This is a genomic window from Pseudomonas sp. RIT-562, from assembly GCF_026241895.1.
Taxonomy (GTDB): domain Bacteria; phylum Pseudomonadota; class Gammaproteobacteria; order Pseudomonadales; family Pseudomonadaceae; genus Aquipseudomonas; species Aquipseudomonas mandelii_F.
This window is the reverse complement of record NZ_JAPJIV010000009.1, coordinates 53,540-70,020: the sequence shown is the minus strand read 5'-3', so window position 1 is coordinate 70,020 and position 16,481 is coordinate 53,540. Positions and strand designations below refer to the sequence as shown.

Annotated in this window: 22 protein-coding genes and 1 pseudogene; 13 read left to right on the top strand and 10 right to left on the bottom strand. The window is 57.3% G+C overall.

From position 1 onward, the window contains the following. Positions 1 to 54: 54 nt before the first annotated feature. A complete protein-coding gene (locus tag ORL50_RS13565) occupies positions 55 to 513 on the bottom strand; it encodes a winged helix-turn-helix transcriptional regulator (RefSeq protein ID WP_266015586.1) in 459 nt (152 codons plus the stop codon). On the opposite strand from ORL50_RS13565, the gene ORL50_RS13560 reads away from it, so the two are divergent. The 5 genes and pseudogenes from ORL50_RS13560 to ORL50_RS13540 all read left to right on the top strand — a co-directional run bounded on the left by ORL50_RS13560 (position 462) and on the right by ORL50_RS13540 (position 4,705). After that, positions 462 to 1,841, top strand: coding sequence for an MFS transporter (locus tag ORL50_RS13560; RefSeq protein ID WP_323055232.1), 1,380 nt, complete (start codon positions 462 to 464; stop codon positions 1,839 to 1,841). The genes ORL50_RS13565 and ORL50_RS13560 overlap by 52 nt on opposite strands. After that, the gene (locus ORL50_RS13555) at positions 1,838 to 2,734 is read left to right on the top strand and encodes an EamA family transporter (protein WP_266015582.1); all 897 of its coding nucleotides are present in this window, start codon (positions 1,838 to 1,840) and stop codon (positions 2,732 to 2,734) included. The genes ORL50_RS13560 and ORL50_RS13555 overlap by 4 nt, the downstream gene beginning before the upstream one ends. 48 nt (positions 2,735 to 2,782) lie before the next feature. After that, positions 2,783 to 3,775, top strand: a complete 993-nt coding sequence (locus ORL50_RS13550) for an alpha/beta hydrolase (protein WP_266015580.1) — start codon at positions 2,783 to 2,785, stop codon at positions 3,773 to 3,775. A gap of 204 nt (positions 3,776 to 3,979) precedes the next feature. Further along, positions 3,980 to 4,393: pseudogene (locus ORL50_RS13545) on the top strand (MBL fold metallo-hydrolase); the annotation flags it as partial. Between the two features lie 3 nt (positions 4,394 to 4,396). After that, positions 4,397 to 4,705 carry a helix-turn-helix domain-containing protein gene (locus tag ORL50_RS13540; protein ID WP_266015793.1) on the top strand — a complete coding sequence of 103 codons (309 nt, stop codon included), beginning with the start codon at positions 4,397 to 4,399 and terminating at the stop codon, positions 4,703 to 4,705. 124 nt (positions 4,706 to 4,829) lie between these two features. Here ORL50_RS13540 and ORL50_RS13535 read toward each other — a convergent pair whose 3' ends face one another. From ORL50_RS13535 to ORL50_RS13510, 6 genes are all read right to left on the bottom strand, one after another. Next, positions 4,830 to 5,126: a hypothetical protein gene (locus ORL50_RS13535; RefSeq protein ID WP_266015578.1), complete on the bottom strand. Its 297-nt coding sequence runs from the start codon at positions 5,124 to 5,126 to the stop codon at positions 4,830 to 4,832. An 82-nt stretch (positions 5,127 to 5,208) separates the two neighbouring features. Further along, positions 5,209 to 5,667 (bottom strand): DUF6130 family protein, encoded by a 459-nt coding sequence (locus ORL50_RS13530; protein ID WP_266015575.1) that lies wholly within the window; start codon positions 5,665 to 5,667, stop codon positions 5,209 to 5,211. Between the two features lie 395 nt (positions 5,668 to 6,062). Then, positions 6,063 to 6,467, bottom strand: a complete 405-nt coding sequence (locus tag ORL50_RS13525; RefSeq protein ID WP_266015573.1) for a hypothetical protein — start codon at positions 6,465 to 6,467, stop codon at positions 6,063 to 6,065. 162 nt (positions 6,468 to 6,629) lie between these two features. Next, positions 6,630 to 7,007, bottom strand: a complete 378-nt coding sequence (locus tag ORL50_RS13520) for a hypothetical protein (protein ID WP_266015571.1) — start codon at positions 7,005 to 7,007, stop codon at positions 6,630 to 6,632. Next, positions 7,004 to 8,419 carry a PAAR domain-containing protein gene (locus ORL50_RS13515; protein ID WP_266015569.1) on the bottom strand — a complete coding sequence of 472 codons (1,416 nt, stop codon included), beginning with the start codon at positions 8,417 to 8,419 and terminating at the stop codon, positions 7,004 to 7,006. Before ORL50_RS13515 ends, ORL50_RS13520 begins: the two co-directional genes overlap by 4 nt. 130 nt (positions 8,420 to 8,549) lie before the next feature. Next, positions 8,550 to 9,068, bottom strand: a complete 519-nt coding sequence (locus ORL50_RS13510) for a hypothetical protein (RefSeq protein WP_266015567.1) — start codon at positions 9,066 to 9,068, stop codon at positions 8,550 to 8,552. Between the two features lie 936 nt (positions 9,069 to 10,004). Between ORL50_RS13510 and ORL50_RS13505 the strand changes: the two genes are divergently transcribed. Next, positions 10,005 to 11,054, top strand: coding sequence for an alpha/beta hydrolase family protein (locus ORL50_RS13505; protein WP_266015565.1), 1,050 nt, complete (start codon positions 10,005 to 10,007; stop codon positions 11,052 to 11,054). On the opposite strand, the gene ORL50_RS13500 is transcribed toward ORL50_RS13505, so the two are convergent. Then, positions 11,038 to 11,199: a GNAT family N-acetyltransferase gene (locus ORL50_RS13500; protein WP_266015563.1), complete on the bottom strand. Its 162-nt coding sequence runs from the start codon at positions 11,197 to 11,199 to the stop codon at positions 11,038 to 11,040. The genes ORL50_RS13505 and ORL50_RS13500 overlap by 17 nt on opposite strands. A 128-nt stretch (positions 11,200 to 11,327) precedes the next feature. On the opposite strand from ORL50_RS13500, the gene ORL50_RS13495 reads away from it, so the two are divergent. Next, on the top strand, positions 11,328 to 11,486 hold the full coding sequence (locus tag ORL50_RS13495) for a DUF2986 domain-containing protein (RefSeq protein WP_266015561.1): 159 nt from the start codon (positions 11,328 to 11,330) through the stop codon (positions 11,484 to 11,486). 15 nt (positions 11,487 to 11,501) lie between these two features. On the opposite strand, the gene ORL50_RS13490 is transcribed toward ORL50_RS13495, so the two are convergent. Beyond that, positions 11,502 to 11,765, bottom strand: coding sequence for a DUF2798 domain-containing protein (locus tag ORL50_RS13490; RefSeq protein WP_266015559.1), 264 nt, complete (start codon positions 11,763 to 11,765; stop codon positions 11,502 to 11,504). A gap of 119 nt (positions 11,766 to 11,884) precedes the next feature. Between ORL50_RS13490 and ORL50_RS13485 the strand changes: the two genes are divergently transcribed. The 6 genes from ORL50_RS13485 to ORL50_RS13460 all read left to right on the top strand — a co-directional run bounded on the left by ORL50_RS13485 (position 11,885) and on the right by ORL50_RS13460 (position 15,534). Continuing rightward, positions 11,885 to 12,814 (top strand): LysR family transcriptional regulator, encoded by a 930-nt coding sequence (locus ORL50_RS13485; protein ID WP_266015557.1) that lies wholly within the window; start codon positions 11,885 to 11,887, stop codon positions 12,812 to 12,814. A gap of 79 nt (positions 12,815 to 12,893) precedes the next feature. Beyond that, on the top strand, positions 12,894 to 13,241 hold the full coding sequence (locus ORL50_RS13480; RefSeq protein WP_266015556.1) for a metalloregulator ArsR/SmtB family transcription factor: 348 nt from the start codon (positions 12,894 to 12,896) through the stop codon (positions 13,239 to 13,241). Between the two features lie 41 nt (positions 13,242 to 13,282). After that, positions 13,283 to 13,753 carry an arsenate reductase ArsC gene (locus tag ORL50_RS13475; RefSeq protein WP_266015554.1) on the top strand — a complete coding sequence of 157 codons (471 nt, stop codon included), beginning with the start codon at positions 13,283 to 13,285 and terminating at the stop codon, positions 13,751 to 13,753. A 12-nt stretch (positions 13,754 to 13,765) separates the two neighbouring features. After that, positions 13,766 to 14,464 carry an arsenical resistance protein ArsH gene (gene arsH, locus ORL50_RS13470; RefSeq protein ID WP_266015552.1) on the top strand — a complete coding sequence of 233 codons (699 nt, stop codon included), beginning with the start codon at positions 13,766 to 13,768 and terminating at the stop codon, positions 14,462 to 14,464. A 226-nt stretch (positions 14,465 to 14,690) separates the two neighbouring features. Then, a complete protein-coding gene (locus ORL50_RS13465) occupies positions 14,691 to 15,014 on the top strand; it encodes a type II toxin-antitoxin system TacA family antitoxin (RefSeq protein WP_266015550.1) in 324 nt (107 codons plus the stop codon). Next, positions 14,977 to 15,534, top strand: a complete 558-nt coding sequence (locus ORL50_RS13460; protein WP_266015548.1) for a GNAT family N-acetyltransferase — start codon at positions 14,977 to 14,979, stop codon at positions 15,532 to 15,534. Before ORL50_RS13465 ends, ORL50_RS13460 begins: the two co-directional genes overlap by 38 nt. On the opposite strand, the gene ORL50_RS13455 is transcribed toward ORL50_RS13460, so the two are convergent. Then, the gene (locus ORL50_RS13455) at positions 15,531 to 16,400 is read right to left on the bottom strand and encodes a LysR family transcriptional regulator (protein WP_266015546.1); all 870 of its coding nucleotides are present in this window, start codon (positions 16,398 to 16,400) and stop codon (positions 15,531 to 15,533) included. The genes ORL50_RS13460 and ORL50_RS13455 overlap by 4 nt on opposite strands. Positions 16,401 to 16,481 lie beyond the last annotated feature (81 nt).

The following is a 16,481-nucleotide window of genomic DNA, read 5'->3' as shown; positions in this document are numbered from 1 at the left end:
CTGGCTTGCCAGCGATGACGCCCGCAAAACCGCCATCGCCGGCAAGCCGGGCTCCTACACGTCCGGTGCAACCACTCTTACCCGACGGCAATCAGCAGGTCCAAGCGGCTGGCCACTTGCCGAGCGAACCTCGATCGGCATCAAGGGCTCCCCTGATGCCTTGTCCAATAACACCGACCGCGTCTCCCCCGCCTCAAACAAAAACCGCTCCCCCCACTGCCTCATGCTGACGACCACCGGAAAAATCTGCCGGCCCTTGTCCGTCAGCACGTACTCCTTGTACGCGCTGCCATCCGACGCCGGGCACACGTCGAACACCCCAACCTCAACCAGCGTCTTCAAGCGCGATGCGAGGATATTTTTCGCCACGCCCAGGCTCTTCTGAAATTCGCTGAACCTTCGAATATCGTCGAAAGCGTCGCGAATGATCATCAGCGACCAGCGATCGCCAATGGCTTCCAGTGTCCTCGCGACCGGGCACTCGCTGCCTGGCGGTGAATTGTTATCAAGCATCGTCCTGCCTCGCGCTATGTGGTTGCAATTTAAAACTAGATACCGCAACAATTGAACTAGTTTCTAATTGCAACCAGCTTACCGCCACGGAGGCGCCCATGCCAGCAGATGCCCAATCAATCACTCTAGCGTCAACCAAGGAGACACCGGGCCTTTCCCCGGCGCTAACCTTGCTGTTCTCGGTGACCTGCGCCCTGGCCGTCGCCAACGTCTACTTCGCGCAACCGCTGCTCGATTCAATGGCGCAGAGCCTGGGCGTCGCCTCATCGATGATCGGCATCGTGGTCACGGCGACTCAGGTGGGCTATGCCCTGGGGCTGCTGTTCATCGTGCCACTGGGGGACCTGGTCAATCGCAAACGGTTGATCCTGACCCAGCTCCTGCTGTCGGCAGTCGCCCTCGCAGCAGTCGGCGCCGCTCAGCAATGGCTGGCCCTGTTGGGCGCGATGATCGCAGTAGGCGTGCTGGCGGTGGTGGTGCAAATACTCGTGGCTTACGCCGCCGTGCTCGCCACCCCGTCACAACGGGGCCAGGCCGTAGGGACGGTCACCAGCGGCATAGTGCTGGGCATCCTGCTGGCGCGCTTCACCTCGGGCCTGATCGCTGACTTTGCGGGCTGGCGCGCGGTTTACTTCGTGTCCTCGGGCTTGATGCTGACCATCGCGGCAGTGCTGTGCAAGTTGGTGCCCGTCACAGCGACGCCTGCGCAGCGGGAGTCGTACCTGGCGCTGATCGGTTCGCTGTTCAAGCTATTCATCAGCGAGCCGACGCTGCGAGCCAAGGGTTTGCTGGCGTTGCTGATCTTCGCGGCATTTTCGGTGCTGTGGACTGCCATGGTGTTGCCCCTGAGCGCCCCGCCACTTTCGCTATCGCACACTGCCATCGGTCTGTTTGGCCTGGCCGGGGTCGCTGGCGCACTGGCTGCCCGCAGGTCCGGGCGCTGGGCCGATCGGGGACTGGGGCAACGGGTGACCGGTATTTCCCTCGGGCTGCTGACGCTGTCCTGGCTGCCCATCAGCTTCGCCGAGACGTCCCTTTTTGCGCTGGTCTGCGGCGTGATCCTGCTTGATTTTGCGGTGCAGGCCGTGCACGTCACCAACCAGAGCATCATCTTCGCCGCACGTCCCGACGCCCAAAGCCGCATGGTCGGCGCCTACATGTGTTTCTACTCGGTGGGCAGCGCGCTGGGGGCAGCGGCCGCGACCCAGGTCTATGCACTGTGGGGCTGGTCAGCCGTCAGCCTGCTGGGCGCCCTGATCAGCGCTTCGGCACTGGTGGTCTGGTTGCTCAACGCTCGTTCAATGCCTCAGCAAGGAAGGTCCTCATGACAGCCAGGCATCTGCTACTCGCCATCACGATCACTGCCATATGGGGCGTGAATTTTTCGGTAATCAAACTGGGCCTGACCACCGTCGATCCATTCATTCTGGCCGGCATCCGCTTCACGCTGTGCGCGATCCCGGCGATTTTCTTCGTTGCGAAACCTGATGTGCAGTGGCGCTATATCGTCGGTTACGGCCTGGTATTCGGTATCGGACTCTGGGGAGTGGTCAACCTCGGCATCCAGTGCGGCCTCTCGGCGGGTATTGCTTCGCTGGTGCTTCAATTAAGCGCTTTTTTCACCATCGTGCTGGGCTCGTGGATCTTCGAGGAATCGATTTCACGCTTCCAGTACGCCGGCATGGGTCTGGCCCTGTGCGGTTTGTTGAGCATCATCGGCATCGCTGACGGAACCGTCACCACCGCAGGCCTGCTGTTGGTCCTGCTGGGAGCGCTGGCCTGGAGTGCCGCCAACGTCATCAACAAGAAAGCCAGGACTCCCCAGGTTTTCGCCTTCCTGGTGTGGTCCAGTGCGTTTTCGCCAATCCCGCTGTTTGCCCTGGATTATTTGGTCCACGGCTCAACGGGTTACCACGCGTTGATCAGCCAGCTGGACTACCGCGCAGTCTTGTCGATCCTGTTCCAGGTCTACCCCAATACGCTGTTGGGCTACTGGGTGTGGAACTCATTGATGAAACGATATCCGGTGTCCACGGTCGCACCTTTATCGTTGCTGGTGCCGGTATTCGGCCTGCTCGGTTCGGCGCTGATTTTCAATGAGAACCTGTCGCTCAACAAAATCGTGGCGGTGGTTCTTATCGTGTCCGGCCTCGGCGTGGGCTTGTACGGGCAACGGATAATGCATGCGCTTCTCAAGAGCTCCATGCGATCAGCGCGTTGATCCGCTAGGAGCCTGCGAAGACTTCCATCCCCTGAGCCGAGAGTGCACATGGAATTTGCCAAATGTGACCCCGCTGAATTGGCGCAGATGCGCCAGTTCAACAAAAAACTCGCGTGGATGCCGCGATTCAAAATCCGTAATCGAGTAACGCCACGGGTGATCCAGGCACTCTTGCGCATCAGCCAGCTGCGCGGTGACCAGCAGTTGGCCAGGCATGGGCTGACCGCTGAAACTCGGAAAATTGCCGTGGATGGAGTAGCCGTGCCCCTGCGGATAATACGCCCCGAAGGCAAAGTCCAAGGGGTGGTGCTGGACTTCCACGGTGGCGGCTGGGTGATTGGCAATGCGCAGATGGATGACGCTTTTAACCTGGCGATGGTCAAGGCCTGCAATGTTGCCACCGTCTCGGTCGATTACCGGCTGGCGGTGTCGACGCCGATTGCCGAGCTGATGAATGATTGCCTGGGCGCCGCTCGCTGGTTGCTCGGCAGTGAGTGTGAAGAGTTTGCCGGACTGCCGGTGATCGTCGTCGGCGAATCCGCTGGCGCGCATCTCGCGGCGGCGACCCTGCTGAGTTTGAAAGCCTGGCCGCAGTTGCTCAAGCGAGTGCGCGGCGCGATGCTCTATTACGGAGTCTACGACCTTACCGGCACGCCAAGCGTACGCACCGCAGGTCCCGATACGCTGTTACTGGACGGCCCGGGGATGGTCGAGGCGCTGCGCATGCTCACCCCTGAATTGAGCGATGCACAACGCCGCCAGCCTCCCCTGTCGCCGCTGTACGGCGACTTCAGCGGCCTGCCACCGGCGCTGATGTTTGTCGGTGAGCTGGACCCACTGCGCGACGACACGCTTGATATCGCAGAACGCTGGGGCAAAGTTGCGCAGGTTGAGGTACATCAGTTGCCGGAGTGCGCACATGGGTTCATTCATTTTCCGACGGCGCTGGCGGACAGGGTGCTGCGTTATAGCCGGGAGTGGATCAATGCTCACAAGACTGGACAGGGGATTTTTCTCCCGGCGGGCGTCACGCAAGGCTAGATCAACCCGGCCTGTCGTCTATGTTGGCCATCGCCACGCCCCTGCATATTTTTTGTCCGTTAACGATTGCCGCCCCGCTCCCTCGGGGCCCTAACCTGGAGGCTGGTCTAACCATAACGATAAAAATCGGAGACACCATGCCCCGCTTTCCTATGAGCCCTCGCGGCCTGCTGACCTGTCTGATCACGGCGTGCCTGGCACACGACCATCATCGAAGGCGACGATGGCCTGATCATCATCGACCCCCTGACCATGGCCGAGACAGCCAAGGCCGCGCTGGACCTGTACTACCACAATCGACCGCACAAACCGGTGGTGGCGGTGATCTACAGCCACACCCACGTTGACCATTTTGGCGGCGTGCGCGGGGTCATCGACGAGGCCGACGTGCGCGCTGGCAAGGTCAAGGTGTTCGCGCCCTCCGGGTTCATGGAACACGTGATGAGCGAAAACGTCTACGCCAGTAACGCGATGAGCCGGCGCGCGCAGTACCAGTTCGGCAGCCTGTTGCCGCAGGGCGAAAAAGGCCAGGTGGATTCGGGGATGGGCAAGAGCCTGCCCACCGGCGGCACCATCACGCTGATCGAGCCCACCGACCTGATTGCCAAGGAACTGGAGCAGGTGAGTGATTACCTGATCGCGGACATAGCCAATGCCCACTGGCAGCAGTTCTGCACCGAGCAGCACAAGCTCGAGCGTACGGCGGCGCGGCGGCTGAAAGCGCTGGGATGGAGTTTCTCCGAGCTGCTGGAAGAGTATCGACGCTACAAAGCCGAGGACTTGTTGCAGGACGCGGAACTGGAGCTGGTGGAAATTTCCGATCGACTGGGATACGGCGATGTGCAGAGCTTCAATCGAGCGTGCTTGAGGTGGTTGGGGTGTCCACCGGGAGTTTATCGGGGGCGCTGGACGGCTGCGGCTGGCGAGTGATTGAGGCCCGCGAAGGCCAAAGGTGGGTGCCATGCTGGATGAGCGTCAGTCCAGCAAAGGCCGTTGACGGCTGCGGGCGTCGAACACTTATGCGCTGATATCGGTTGCTCCAGAGAGCCTGTCGCTATTGATCTCCAGTCTGTATTTGCGCCTTCGTATCATCGTCAGCAAATTGCTCGGATGCTACTGGCGCACTGGGGTGCATCGAGTGTGAACCGGTTCTTCCAACTGCCTGGATGTGTCCGGATGAGCCGTCTGCGGAATAGCCGTCTTCCGAAGCCGTCGGAGCAGAGGTCTGGAAGGCTGCAGGTTCATCCACGTTGGTTGTCCGGTTGTGCTTTTTCGGTGGGTCGGCAAGCGCGGTGAGGCAGGTTGCGGTGAGCAGCGCTGCGGTCATGGCGCTCAGTAAGGTAGTGCTCATTTTCGTACGCCTCCGTTTAGAGTCGCACGTTCAAGTTTGGCCCTCGAGGCGAAAAACAGCGCTGGAGGTGACCGACGGTTGATCAGTGGGCGACAGCCATTGGCGTCTTCTCTGGCACGATAAAACTCACGGTCGTACTGGTGAGGATCTTGTGTGTCGGATCGGCCACTTCAAGCAAAACCTTGTGCGCACCAGGCGTCAGGCCGACCAGGATGATGGGGTCTTCACTGGTATGCGCCCAGGTGCCCTTCCAGTCGTCGACGGTCACGTGCAGGTGACTGAGACGCGGTGATACCTCAACGGCCGCCTTGCCAAATACCGGCATGATTCGCGCGTGCTCGGTTCGATACTGGATGATCACCACACCACGGGCTAGCGGCTCGGCCAGGGGTGGATAGGCGACGAGTGCTGGGGCTGTTTCGGATTCGAGTGGGAGTATCGCTGGGGGGTGTTGGGGGTCTGCTGCGCCTTGGGCGGATGCGGTTGTGCAATACAAAATACCCAAAGTTAAGGCACATAGATGACTGACTGGGGTGGGCATGATTTTTCTCCCGAGTGAGATCATCTAAGGCTAGATCAAAGTGCTCGCCCTAGCTCATCACCATTGCCCCCCTGTAGGAGCGAGCTCGCCCGCGATGGACGTGAACGATGACGCGGGCGTGTGAATCAATGCGTGGCACTGAAATGAGTTCGCGAGTTAGCAACTTAAACGTAAAAATGGAAAAAAAGGGGAAAGATTTATTTATCGAAAACGAAGACAAATAAATGAACACGTCCCGTTATTACTCTTCCATACAAGGCCACCTTGTAAAAAACAGATCTGTCCCCTTTTCTCCTTTTGTGCAGTTCCATGCCCTTTTGTGCCCCTCTATCTCTAGTCCGCTTTTCGTGAGAATCCAATAACGTACAAGCTATAGAATTCACTCAGCTTACTAATCAAAGCTTAAACAGTAAGACCATAAATGCAGCCCAAACTATTGAAACAGCCACCATAACCACATAAATTATGAGCAGACGCTTAAGATGGCGAGGAAAATCTCTTATCTCGATAGCGTCCACCTCCCCGTAGCGTATATGTACAGTGGGCATTACAAAAATTCCAGCGACTTTCGTAATCAGTATTATTCCTCCAACCCAGCCTTGCCGACCCCAACCGGCACCCCAGACAATTAAAAAACGGCTAGTTATTAGTGCCTCCATGATGGCATCCAAATGACGGCGACTTAGATAGATACTGAATATAAAACTGGCAATACTCAGCACCATTGGGGTGATCAAAAGCCCAATCGCTAGCGAAGATTTCGAAAACTCATCAATTATCACTGTAAATTTCTCTGACAACAATCTCCCCCGCTTCCTCACCGGTCATTCCCTCGAAAAAAGGGGACCGAAAAAGGGGACGGATTTATTCATTAAAAAAGAGGAAGAAAAATGCATCCATTCCCAGTATTTATGCTGTTTTTATTTTTCCCAGCAGTCCATTCAAGTCCGTTTTCCTTAACTCTACATTACTAAGACGTACCCCAGCGCCATCCAGATAACAATAACGATCGTCAGAACCAGCTTTACTTGGAGCAATCTCTTTAAATCAGGAGGAAAATTCTTTAAATCCCCTGCATCCATCTCACCCGCGCGAACGCAAGGTCCTGACCAAAGAACTACCCCTCCAAGTTTAGCGACCAGCATTAGACGTGCGAACGATCCTTGATAGCGTAGACCCGCTCCCCAAATAAGAACGTGACGACTATTTGGTAAAGCTTCCAACATTGCATCCAAGTGACGTTGACTAATGTAAAAGCTGAATCCAATACTTACGATCACCAGAAAATACGGCCCAGCAATAACAACCACCGCGATCCATGGAGACCACTGGTCAATCATTGACGCAAGCTTCCATAGAGCTTATCCCCCATAATCTCTCCTGCATTAGCACCAACTTTCGTACCAGCCCACGCACCAACGCCAACCAAGGTCGCTACGCAGATCACACCTCCAACTCCCGTAGAAACCGTAAGAGCAACGCAAATAGGAGCGCTAACGGAGAAGCCTATTTCTCCGCCCAAATATCCGCCAGCGGTTGATAGTGCGAATTTTCCGCCTTCCCTCAATCTGACCTTCTCGCAAGCTGTTTCAGATCCGCCATTACAGACTTCCTGCACAGCCAGCAACGACGAAACTCCACCAATGGCAATACCGATGTAGCCACCTGCCTTCATGTATTTAGCCGCCCGACTGGTCGAGTCAACATGCGTCGCATACCCCGGTATCTGCCCCGGCGCGCCGGCCTTGTCCCAATGATGCACCAAGCTGCGAGTCGAAATCCCTAAGGCCTTTTTTAACTTTGGGTGATCACCCAAAGTTGTCTGGCCACGCACCCGAGTGGAATTTAGCAAATGCGCATCAAGCTGACCGAGAAGACGCTGACGATCGGCGTGGAACTGAGGCGATTTCAAATGTCCGTGCTGGCGATAACTGTCTTGATGCAAGCGCTCCATGGCTTGAAGGGTATCGCGCAGGTTGGTCAGATGCTTCTCCATCACTACCGCGCTAACGCCAAGCCAGGTGGAAGTCTGGCCCATAAAACTGGCGATCTCGGCGCCGTGACGCAGCAGGAATTCGGCTTCCTGATCTGTGAGCGGATCAAGTGCTGCACTCACCTCTTGAGCCGCCTGCATCAGCTGAGCTTCCTGATAAGTGCAGGACGAGTTGTTCGGATCGCTCAGCACAATCAAAGACCCGGCTTTGAAATTGCCATGCCCCGGGTTGAGTGCCCGGAATTTTCTGACTACGGCCGGATCGGGGGCGGGGAAAAGTGAAGCTTCCAAGGCTTCGCGGGTCATGCTCTTGGGCACAACATAAAAGCCGGGTTCCTGTGGCTCAACCCTGTTGAAGGGTGGTGGTATAGGGCTGGCAGAAGGGGCGAAAGCAGACTGCTGCGGCGCTGCCGGATTGGAAGTGGCCGCTGGAGCGATCGGTTGAGCCACGCTGCTCGCGGCCTGACGCGCAGGCTTCGACGCATTGACGTAGGTGGCAGTGAATACCGAGGGGATAAGACGGGCTTCACAGGGACAGCTGCTGTAGCTGTCCAGCGTGCCGGCGACGTGTTTTCCGTGGCTGATCATGTGCGAGATGCCACCGACGATCTTATAAGTTTCCCCGTCCTCTCCACACGTGACCCGGTCGCCTTCGCGCGCATGTGCCAGTCCGTACATCATGAGCCTGTTGTCACCATCCAGGACTTTTCCGCCACAGGTGGTCTTGTCGTTCAGACCAATGAAATATCCCACGCTCATCGATTACCTCTCCACTTTAATACGGTCGGTTTCAGGCAGATTCCGACTGTAAATTGCGATTTATTTATTTTCGGCTGATTGGTGTTGCGCGGCGCCGGAAAGTAACTGATCAGCGCCACGTATTCATCGCTTAACCATTGACAGATGGAAGGAAATCATCAGGCATTGGGAGCCCCTTGTACTGCACACAAACGCAGGCGCCTTGCGGAGAATTAATAATTTCGTCGCCGTTGCTGAGCAAGCTCCCGACCAGCGCGTCATCACCGTAGGCTCGTCCGGCCCCCGTGATGATTTGTGCCTTACTGCCATCGGGATATATGACGTAGTCGCCTTTTCGCGCCCCCTGCACAGTCTGACCGTCTTCGAGGTGGTAGTTGGACGTTGCTGTCCCGTCCTGGACAACGCCACCATCGCGGGTTTGGCTTCCCTCGAGTGCGAACAGGAATACGGCGATGGCCGGATGTTTCTCGGTTGTAATTTGCCGTTGACGTTCAGCCGCCAAGAAATGCTCATTAAATCGTGCTAGCTCTTCCTCGGTGAAAGGTGGCTTGTTTAGCTTGTCGAGATACTCCTGGGAGACTTCGTTGGTGTAGACAGGGCGCACAGTTGCATTCACGGTGATTTCCTCCTGGAAACTATGAGTTTTCATCCCGTCCTCCGGGCAAGCGCAGCAGACCGGGTGAGTATCAGGGCGGCGCAAATCATAAGGCGGACGCTAACTGCGTCGCGCCCCCTTGGCAGGCCAAAAACAACGATTAGGAAATTTCGCTACAACAAAGAAGACTTTTCCTACAAGAGCAGTGAAAAGAATTTATCTACCGACTCCAACAATTCAGCCTATGCTCGAAAATTTGTGCCAAGTATTGCGTAAAACCAATTTTCAACACTGATGGAGCCGGATAATGACAAGGATAAAGTCTGTCACCCTCGCCCTTGCGATGTTCTTCCTCCCCCCGAACGCATCGTCCGCTGAAACCCGATCACATCGGGATGCTCAGGCGTTTGTCAGCCAGGCACAAATTGGTCGAAACCTTCCTGGCATCGCGCTTTCAGTTGCGCAGCAAACCGTAACTTTCGCGGTGATCGCGAAAAAACTGGGCCGTGCAGGCGCATCTACGGCAGTATCAAAAGAGATCAATGCGCTTTACCTAAATACCAGCCGATGTGGGATCAGAATATTGTCCTCGCATATGAAAAATTCTTTTCTCCAGAGGAGTTGGCATCGCTGGCAAAGGAATTTCGGTCGTCCAGGTACGTGCCGAAAGTCATGGCGCAACAGTCCGACATAGGAAGGGAGATGGATTCGACCTCCAAACCAATTCTAAAAGATCTGGTCACCGAAGCGCTCAATGCGACGTTTTCCAACTATCCGCCTGACAAGCTCTGACCCCATAGCAAACCTTATAAGGACTAGACCTTCTGGAAACAGGGCCGACTCATCAGAGACGCCACGAACGCAGCCTTCGGCAGCTGCTACAAGCACACCAACCAGCCGCACCTAATCGACATTGTGTGAAGTCGCCAGACCACGGCATGATTTGCGCTTTAATGCGCGTGCTGCATCCACTCAAGGACGATAAAAACAATGAAAACCGCTATCGGTACCCTTCTGCTCCTCTGCCTGGCCACCAGTGCAGTCGCTGACACTCCCCCTATCGGGTTCCACACCACCACGCTGCCCGACCCGCAAAACGAGCGCCCGCTGGAAATGGTCGTCTGGTACCCCAGTACCACCACGGCCACTGCGCAATTGATCGCCGACAATCCGGTCTTTGTCGGAGCCCTTGCCGTGCGCGACGCGCCAGTGGCCGCCGGCGAGCATCCGCTGGTGGTGATTTCCCACGGCTTTCGCGGCAACTGGGGCAATCAGGTGTGGCTGGCCAGTGCATTGGCGCATAAGGGTTACATCGTGGCTGCGGTCAATCACCCTGGTACCACCAGCAAGGACACCAACCCCCAAGCCGCTGCACAGTTATGGCAGCGCCCTGCCGACTTGAGCCGGGCCATCGACGCGGTCCTGGCTCAGCCGCAGCAGTTTGGCGCGGTTGCCAAGGGTCAGATTGCCGTAGTGGGTCATTCGCTTGGCGGCTGGACCGCGTTGGAAATCGCCGGGGCACGTTTTGACCCCGAGCGCTTCGACCAGGACTGCAAAGTTCACACGAAGCTGGCCAGCTGCTCGGTCTATCAACAGATCAACCCCGCCAGCACCCCGGCCGCGAAAGCCCGGCTGGCTGCCGATTTGCGCGACGAACGTGTCACCTCCATCGTCAGCCTGGACTTGGGCCAATCACGCGGAATGACCGATGCCAGCCTTGCGGCATTTCCAGTGCCGACACTGGTGATCGCTGCGGGCGTGCCTTCTGCAGACCTTCCCGCCGAGCTGGAATCGGCTGATCTCGCCAGGCGCCTGCCCAAGGCGTCGAATCGTTACGTCGAGATCAGCGACGCCAGTCATTTCAGCTTCATGGCGGTGTGCAAACCTGGCGCGGTGGCGTTGATCGAGGAGGCGTCGCCGGGAGATGGCATGATTTGCGCGGATGGCGACGGCGGGCGGTCTCGAGAGTTGATCCAGCAGCAGGTGACCACACTGATCAGCGAATTCCTGGGCCCGCCATTGATCACAACCCAGCGTTGAGCTGAAGGTTATAGCGAGTCAGCGGCAACGGCTCGCCGTTCTCCTCGAAAGTGCGCTGGCTGGCCGCCTCTGCCGTGAAGCCGAGTTTGCGGTAGAAGTGACTGGCGCGTTCGTTGCCGTCCAGCACCCAGGCGCTGACTCGCAAAAACCCTTGCCGAGCAACACCTCGCGCGACACAGCCCAGGAAGGTCGCAGGAGGTTATGTCCATATGGGAATCTGTCTCAATTTGTAAGCTGATATCATTGCTGAACTTACAAGTTGGGCAGAGAAAAATGAACCGTCAGAAAAAAATAAAGCAGTTGTTGAAGGCCCACGCGAAAAAGGCCAGTGCCAAACTGGCGCCGGCCAAGGAGAAATACATCAGCAAGGCTGACCGACTGAAAATGCAAGCTGAGGCTGCTCAGGATCCGAACACGGCAACTGATAGCTGATACGGTCGGACGCGCCTACCGTGCGTGCACAGTCCACGCCACAAGCCTGGCAACCATCGGCCTGACCACCAGCACGCACACAAACGCCGACGGCATCGCTACCCGATAAGCATTCATCACATTTCCCAGGTAATGCTCATCTAGTCCGAATTCGGCTAAGGTGATCACCAAACACATCAGGAACGCCATTATTGTCGCCATGTAAAGGGCGAATACGTAAGGCGAAGCACGGTTCGGCAAGCGCAGTCTGGAGGTGTATGTCGTGGACTCGGCAGTCATCTGTGGCTCTCGGATAATCAATAAGCGCCAACGTTAACAATCCTCACAGTCAACCAGTACCTGGCCTGCCATTGAATCAATACTAAAAATTATCAACGAATCGAGCAGACTGGCAGTTAATGGATACTCTGGGTTTGATCAACACTTTCATTCGGGTCGTGGAAACCGGCAGCATTGCCGCCGCAGCCCGCGCCCAGGGCCAGAGTGCGGCGGCCGTCAGCCAGAGCCTGTCGCGGCTGGAGGCGCACCTGGGTGTACGCCTGCTGTCGCGGACCACTCGCAGCATGGCGCTGACTGAAAGCGGTGCGCGCTACTTCGAGAAAGTCCGGCACATTCCGCGCGACATCGACCTCGCCGCGCAATCGGCCACCATGACCAGCGAGCCGCAAGGTGCTCTGCGCGCGGCGACCACGGCGGCATTCGGTCGCCATGTGCTGGCACCCTTGATGCCCGCTTTCAAGACCGCCTACCCGCGTATCGACATCGAGCTGATCAGCACTGACCGGCGCGTCGATCACCGCCTGGAGGGCATCGACGTCAGCATCCGGATCAAGGCGCAGTTGAGCGAAAGCCTGGTCGCCCGCCAGATTGCCTCGCGCCCCTTTATGTTCTGCGCCTCCCCTGCCTATCTGCAGCGTGCCGGTGTACCTGCGGCCCCCGAGGATTTGCACAAACATGCGTGCCTGGTGTTTCGCTATCCCACTGATGGGCGCTACCTGCCGTGGAATTTCGTGCGCAACGGCCATTCGTTCGAGGTCAAAACCAACCCTGAATTTGTCTGCGATGACATCGACATGCTCGCGCAAATTGCCGTGAATGGCGGCGGTATCGCGCGCCTCGCAGACTTCGTCGCTCAGCCGCTGATCGAACTCGGACGCTTGGTGCCGTTGTTCGAATCGCATCATCCAGACGCTGCCACGGCGCAGCCTGAGCCGATGGACATCTATGCATGTGTCCCCGAGCGTTCTGCGCTGAATTCCAAAGTGCGCGCATTCATCGACTTCCTGGAGCACGCGCTGCGCGCAGACTCGCGGCGCCACCTCGGATAAGCGCGGCTGGAAATTCCGACTTGCTTAACACATATGGATATCCGTATATTTGGCTATCCATATGTTAAGAGCGCTTGCGATGATCACCCCCCTTGAACTGTTCAAGAGCCTCGCCGACGAGACCCGAGTCCGCGCCACTCTGCTGATTGCCCAACAGGGCGAGCTGTGTGTCTGCGAATTGATGTGTGCGCTCGACGACAGCCAACCGAAAATCAGCCGCCACCTTGCGCAACTGCGCAGCAATGGGTTGCTGCTGGATCGGCGGCAGGGCCAGTGGGTCTATTACCGCCTCAATCCGAAACTGCCGGGCTGGGTTCGCGACATCCTGCAAGCAACGGCGACCGCCAACGCCGACTGGCTCACGGACAACACCTCCCGCCTGCAGAACATGGATGGACGGCCCGTGCGTGAAGCCACCTGCTGCTGAAACCCCTTCTTTTATGGCCGCCGAGGCGGCAGGAGCACCTCATGCGAGTCCTGTTCATGTGCACGGCCAACAGCTGCCGCAGCATCCTGTCCGAAGCCGTGTTTAATCATCTGGCACCGCCCGGTTTCGTAGCGCTGAGCTCCGGGAGTTTCCCCAAGGGCCAGGTGTTGCCGCGCAGCCTGTCCACTTTGCAACAGGCCGGGATCTCGATTGACGGCTTGCACAGCAAGGGCAACGACGCTTTCGAAGGCAGCCCGCCAGACATCGTCATCACTGTCTGCGACAAAGCTGCCGGTGAAACCTGCCCAGTCTATTTCGGCCCGGCGCTGAAGGCCCATTGGGGGCTGGAAGACCCATCCGACGTCAGCGGTGATGAAGCGCTGATCGACACTGCATTCCGCGCCACGCTGGGGCACATCGAGCGACGCTGCAAGGCCTTCATCGAACTGCCCTTCCAACGCCTGAGCCGCGATGAACTCAAACACGAACTCGATCGCATCGGCACACTTTAAGGAGGACTCATCATGTCAGACCACCTGCCCAACCTTGACCCGAGCCTGTTCGAAAGCCTGCAACCATCCACCTCGGGCAGGGCCAAACCGCGCATCCTGCTGCTGTACGGATCAACACGGCAACGCTCCTTTAGCCGACTGCTGGTGGAAGAAGCCGCGCGGCTGCTCGAGCACTTTGGCGCCGAGGTACGCATCTTCAACCCAAGCGGACTGCCGCTGCCCGACGATGTTCCGGTCGAACACCCCAAGGTGCAGGAGTTGCGCGATCTGGTGTTGTGGTCGGAGGGCCAGGTCTGGTGCTCGCCGGAACGCCATGGCGCGATGTCGGCGGTGTTCAAGGCGCAGATTGACTGGATCCCCCTGGAACTCGGCGCGGTTCGTCCTACCCAGGGCAAAACCCTGGCAGTGATGCAAGTCTGCGGCGGCTCGCAGTCGTTCAATGTGGTCAACCAGCTGCGCGTACTGGGACGCTGGATGCGCATGTTCACCATCCCCAATCAGTCGTCGGTACCGAAGGCCTACATGGAGTTCGACGAAGCCGGGCGGATGAAACCTTCGCCATTTTACGACCGGGTCGTCGACGTGATGGAAGAGCTGGTGAAATTCACCTTACTGCTGCGCGACCACCAGGACGTTCTGGTGGATCGTTACTCGGAACGCAAGGAGACCGCCGAGCAACTGATGGAGCGGGTTAACCAGCGCTCGATTTGAGGTCTGGATAGTCATCCGTACATTAACCGTATGCGATTGACGCCTATAGCTTACCCGGCTATTGTACGTACCTAACTAAAATCGATCGATTCTGCAGGCTACCTCGATAGCAACATGACAGGAGCGAAATGAAAAATCGAAAGGCATCAAAGGTGCGCAGGCGCCCTTGGAGCTTATAACCAACGCAGGGAAGAAACATTACCTAAAACGAACCGCAGGTGACGTTATGTCCACACTAATTGAAAACCTGAACGCGGCGAAAACTGCGCGACTTGATCTCAAGACGACTGAATTCGCTAAGGATTTCATTCGCAAAGCAGCGACCATTTCAGGCCTTGATATGACCTCTTTCATCATGGCTTCTGCCTTTAAAGAAGCCGAAGCCGTTATGGAAAACTACAACCGCCTGGAGCTTTCAGAGAAAGCTTTTTCCCGGCTACACGAAATTCTTAGCGATAACGACGAGGAAGCAACACCACCCCAAGCCCTGGTAAAACTCATGAGGAAGAAAAATGAGCGTGCAAGAGATCGTCAGTTACGAAGTAGATAAAAACCTGCGTCGAAACTATTCCTCCTACACGTTCCTCAAGTCCTTCAGCTGCGGGGAGCCCATGCTGGACGACTACTTCAAGACCAAGCTGAAAAGGGCCTTGAAGAGCGAGAATCTCACCGGTATCGGGGCCATAAACGACAAAGGAGAACTGTTCGCGTTCTGCACTTTGACTTTTCTTATTTTGGACAAAGCCCGGGTACAGGCTTATCTGGAACAAGGGAATCAACCCTCCCAAGTTCCGGCGGTCAAGCTCAGCATGCTTGCCGTTGACGCGCCGTACCAACGCCAGGGCATTGGAGCTGAACTGCTGATGATCGCATTCGATCAGGCTATGACTGTGCACAAGACCATTCCTGTTAAAGGTATGTATCTTGATGCGGCACCCAAGGCGATCAACTTTTACCAAACTATCGGGTTCGAGATCTTGGACGAGACAGGTCCTCACGGGACAACGCCGATGTTCATTCCGATCAAAACGATCATCGCGGCCGCTTCCGCTGGCGAAAACGATCGTTAATAGGCAAACCCATGGCTGATCAATCTGACCAGCACCTCCCCCGCCTCGCTCAACTCCCCCGGCGCCAGCGCCAGGCGTAGCTCGTGCACGGGCAGCTCAGGAAACCCTTCAGCAATCGTCAGCACTCGCATGCCTTGGCCCACTCGAGCGCGGTCGACGATGCCGATGGCCAACCCGGCCTCGATGGCCGCCTCCAGGGCGATCACCCCGGCGCTCATGATCACTGCTCGCCAGCGCCGACCTTGTTGCGTCAACGCGTCGACTGCCGCGTTTCGATACGGGCAACCCTTGCCGTGCAATGCCAGAGGGACCGGTTTTCCGAGGTCCTGAATGTAGTCGTGGGCGGCCACCCAGACCGGCTGGGTGATGCCGAACGTTTTTATGCAGCGAAATTGTGGCGCAGCCACCTCAGCCGGCGCCACTAGCAGCGCCATATCCAGTTGCCCGCGCTGAAGACGGTTACTCAGGCGGCCACTGGCACCGGTCTCCACCTCCAGTTCAATGTGTGGAAAATCCGCCGTCAGGTGCGGCAGCGTACAACCCAGCACCGCGCCGGCGTACTCCTCGGAAATACCCAGCCTGACTCGACCACTGGCCACCGGCGCGGTGAAGCTGGCGAGCAGCCCGTCGTGCACACGCAACAATTCGGCGCTTTGCAGCGCAAAGCGTCGGCCCAGGGGTGTCAGGTTGACGGTCTGGTTATCGCGCTCCAGCAAACGGCCGCCGGCCACGGCTTCGAGGCGACGAACATGCAGGCTGACCGCTGAAGGGCTTTTGTTCAGATAACTGGCAGCCGCCAGGAATTGGCCAAAACGCAAGATCGCATGGAAAGTCCGCAGCAGTTCTATATCAAGCGCTTCAGCCATGGTTGAGAAATCCTGCATCAGTGGTGCCGATCGTATCGTTTGATTGCATCATCCAATCATTCATACCATCGAACTCAGCCC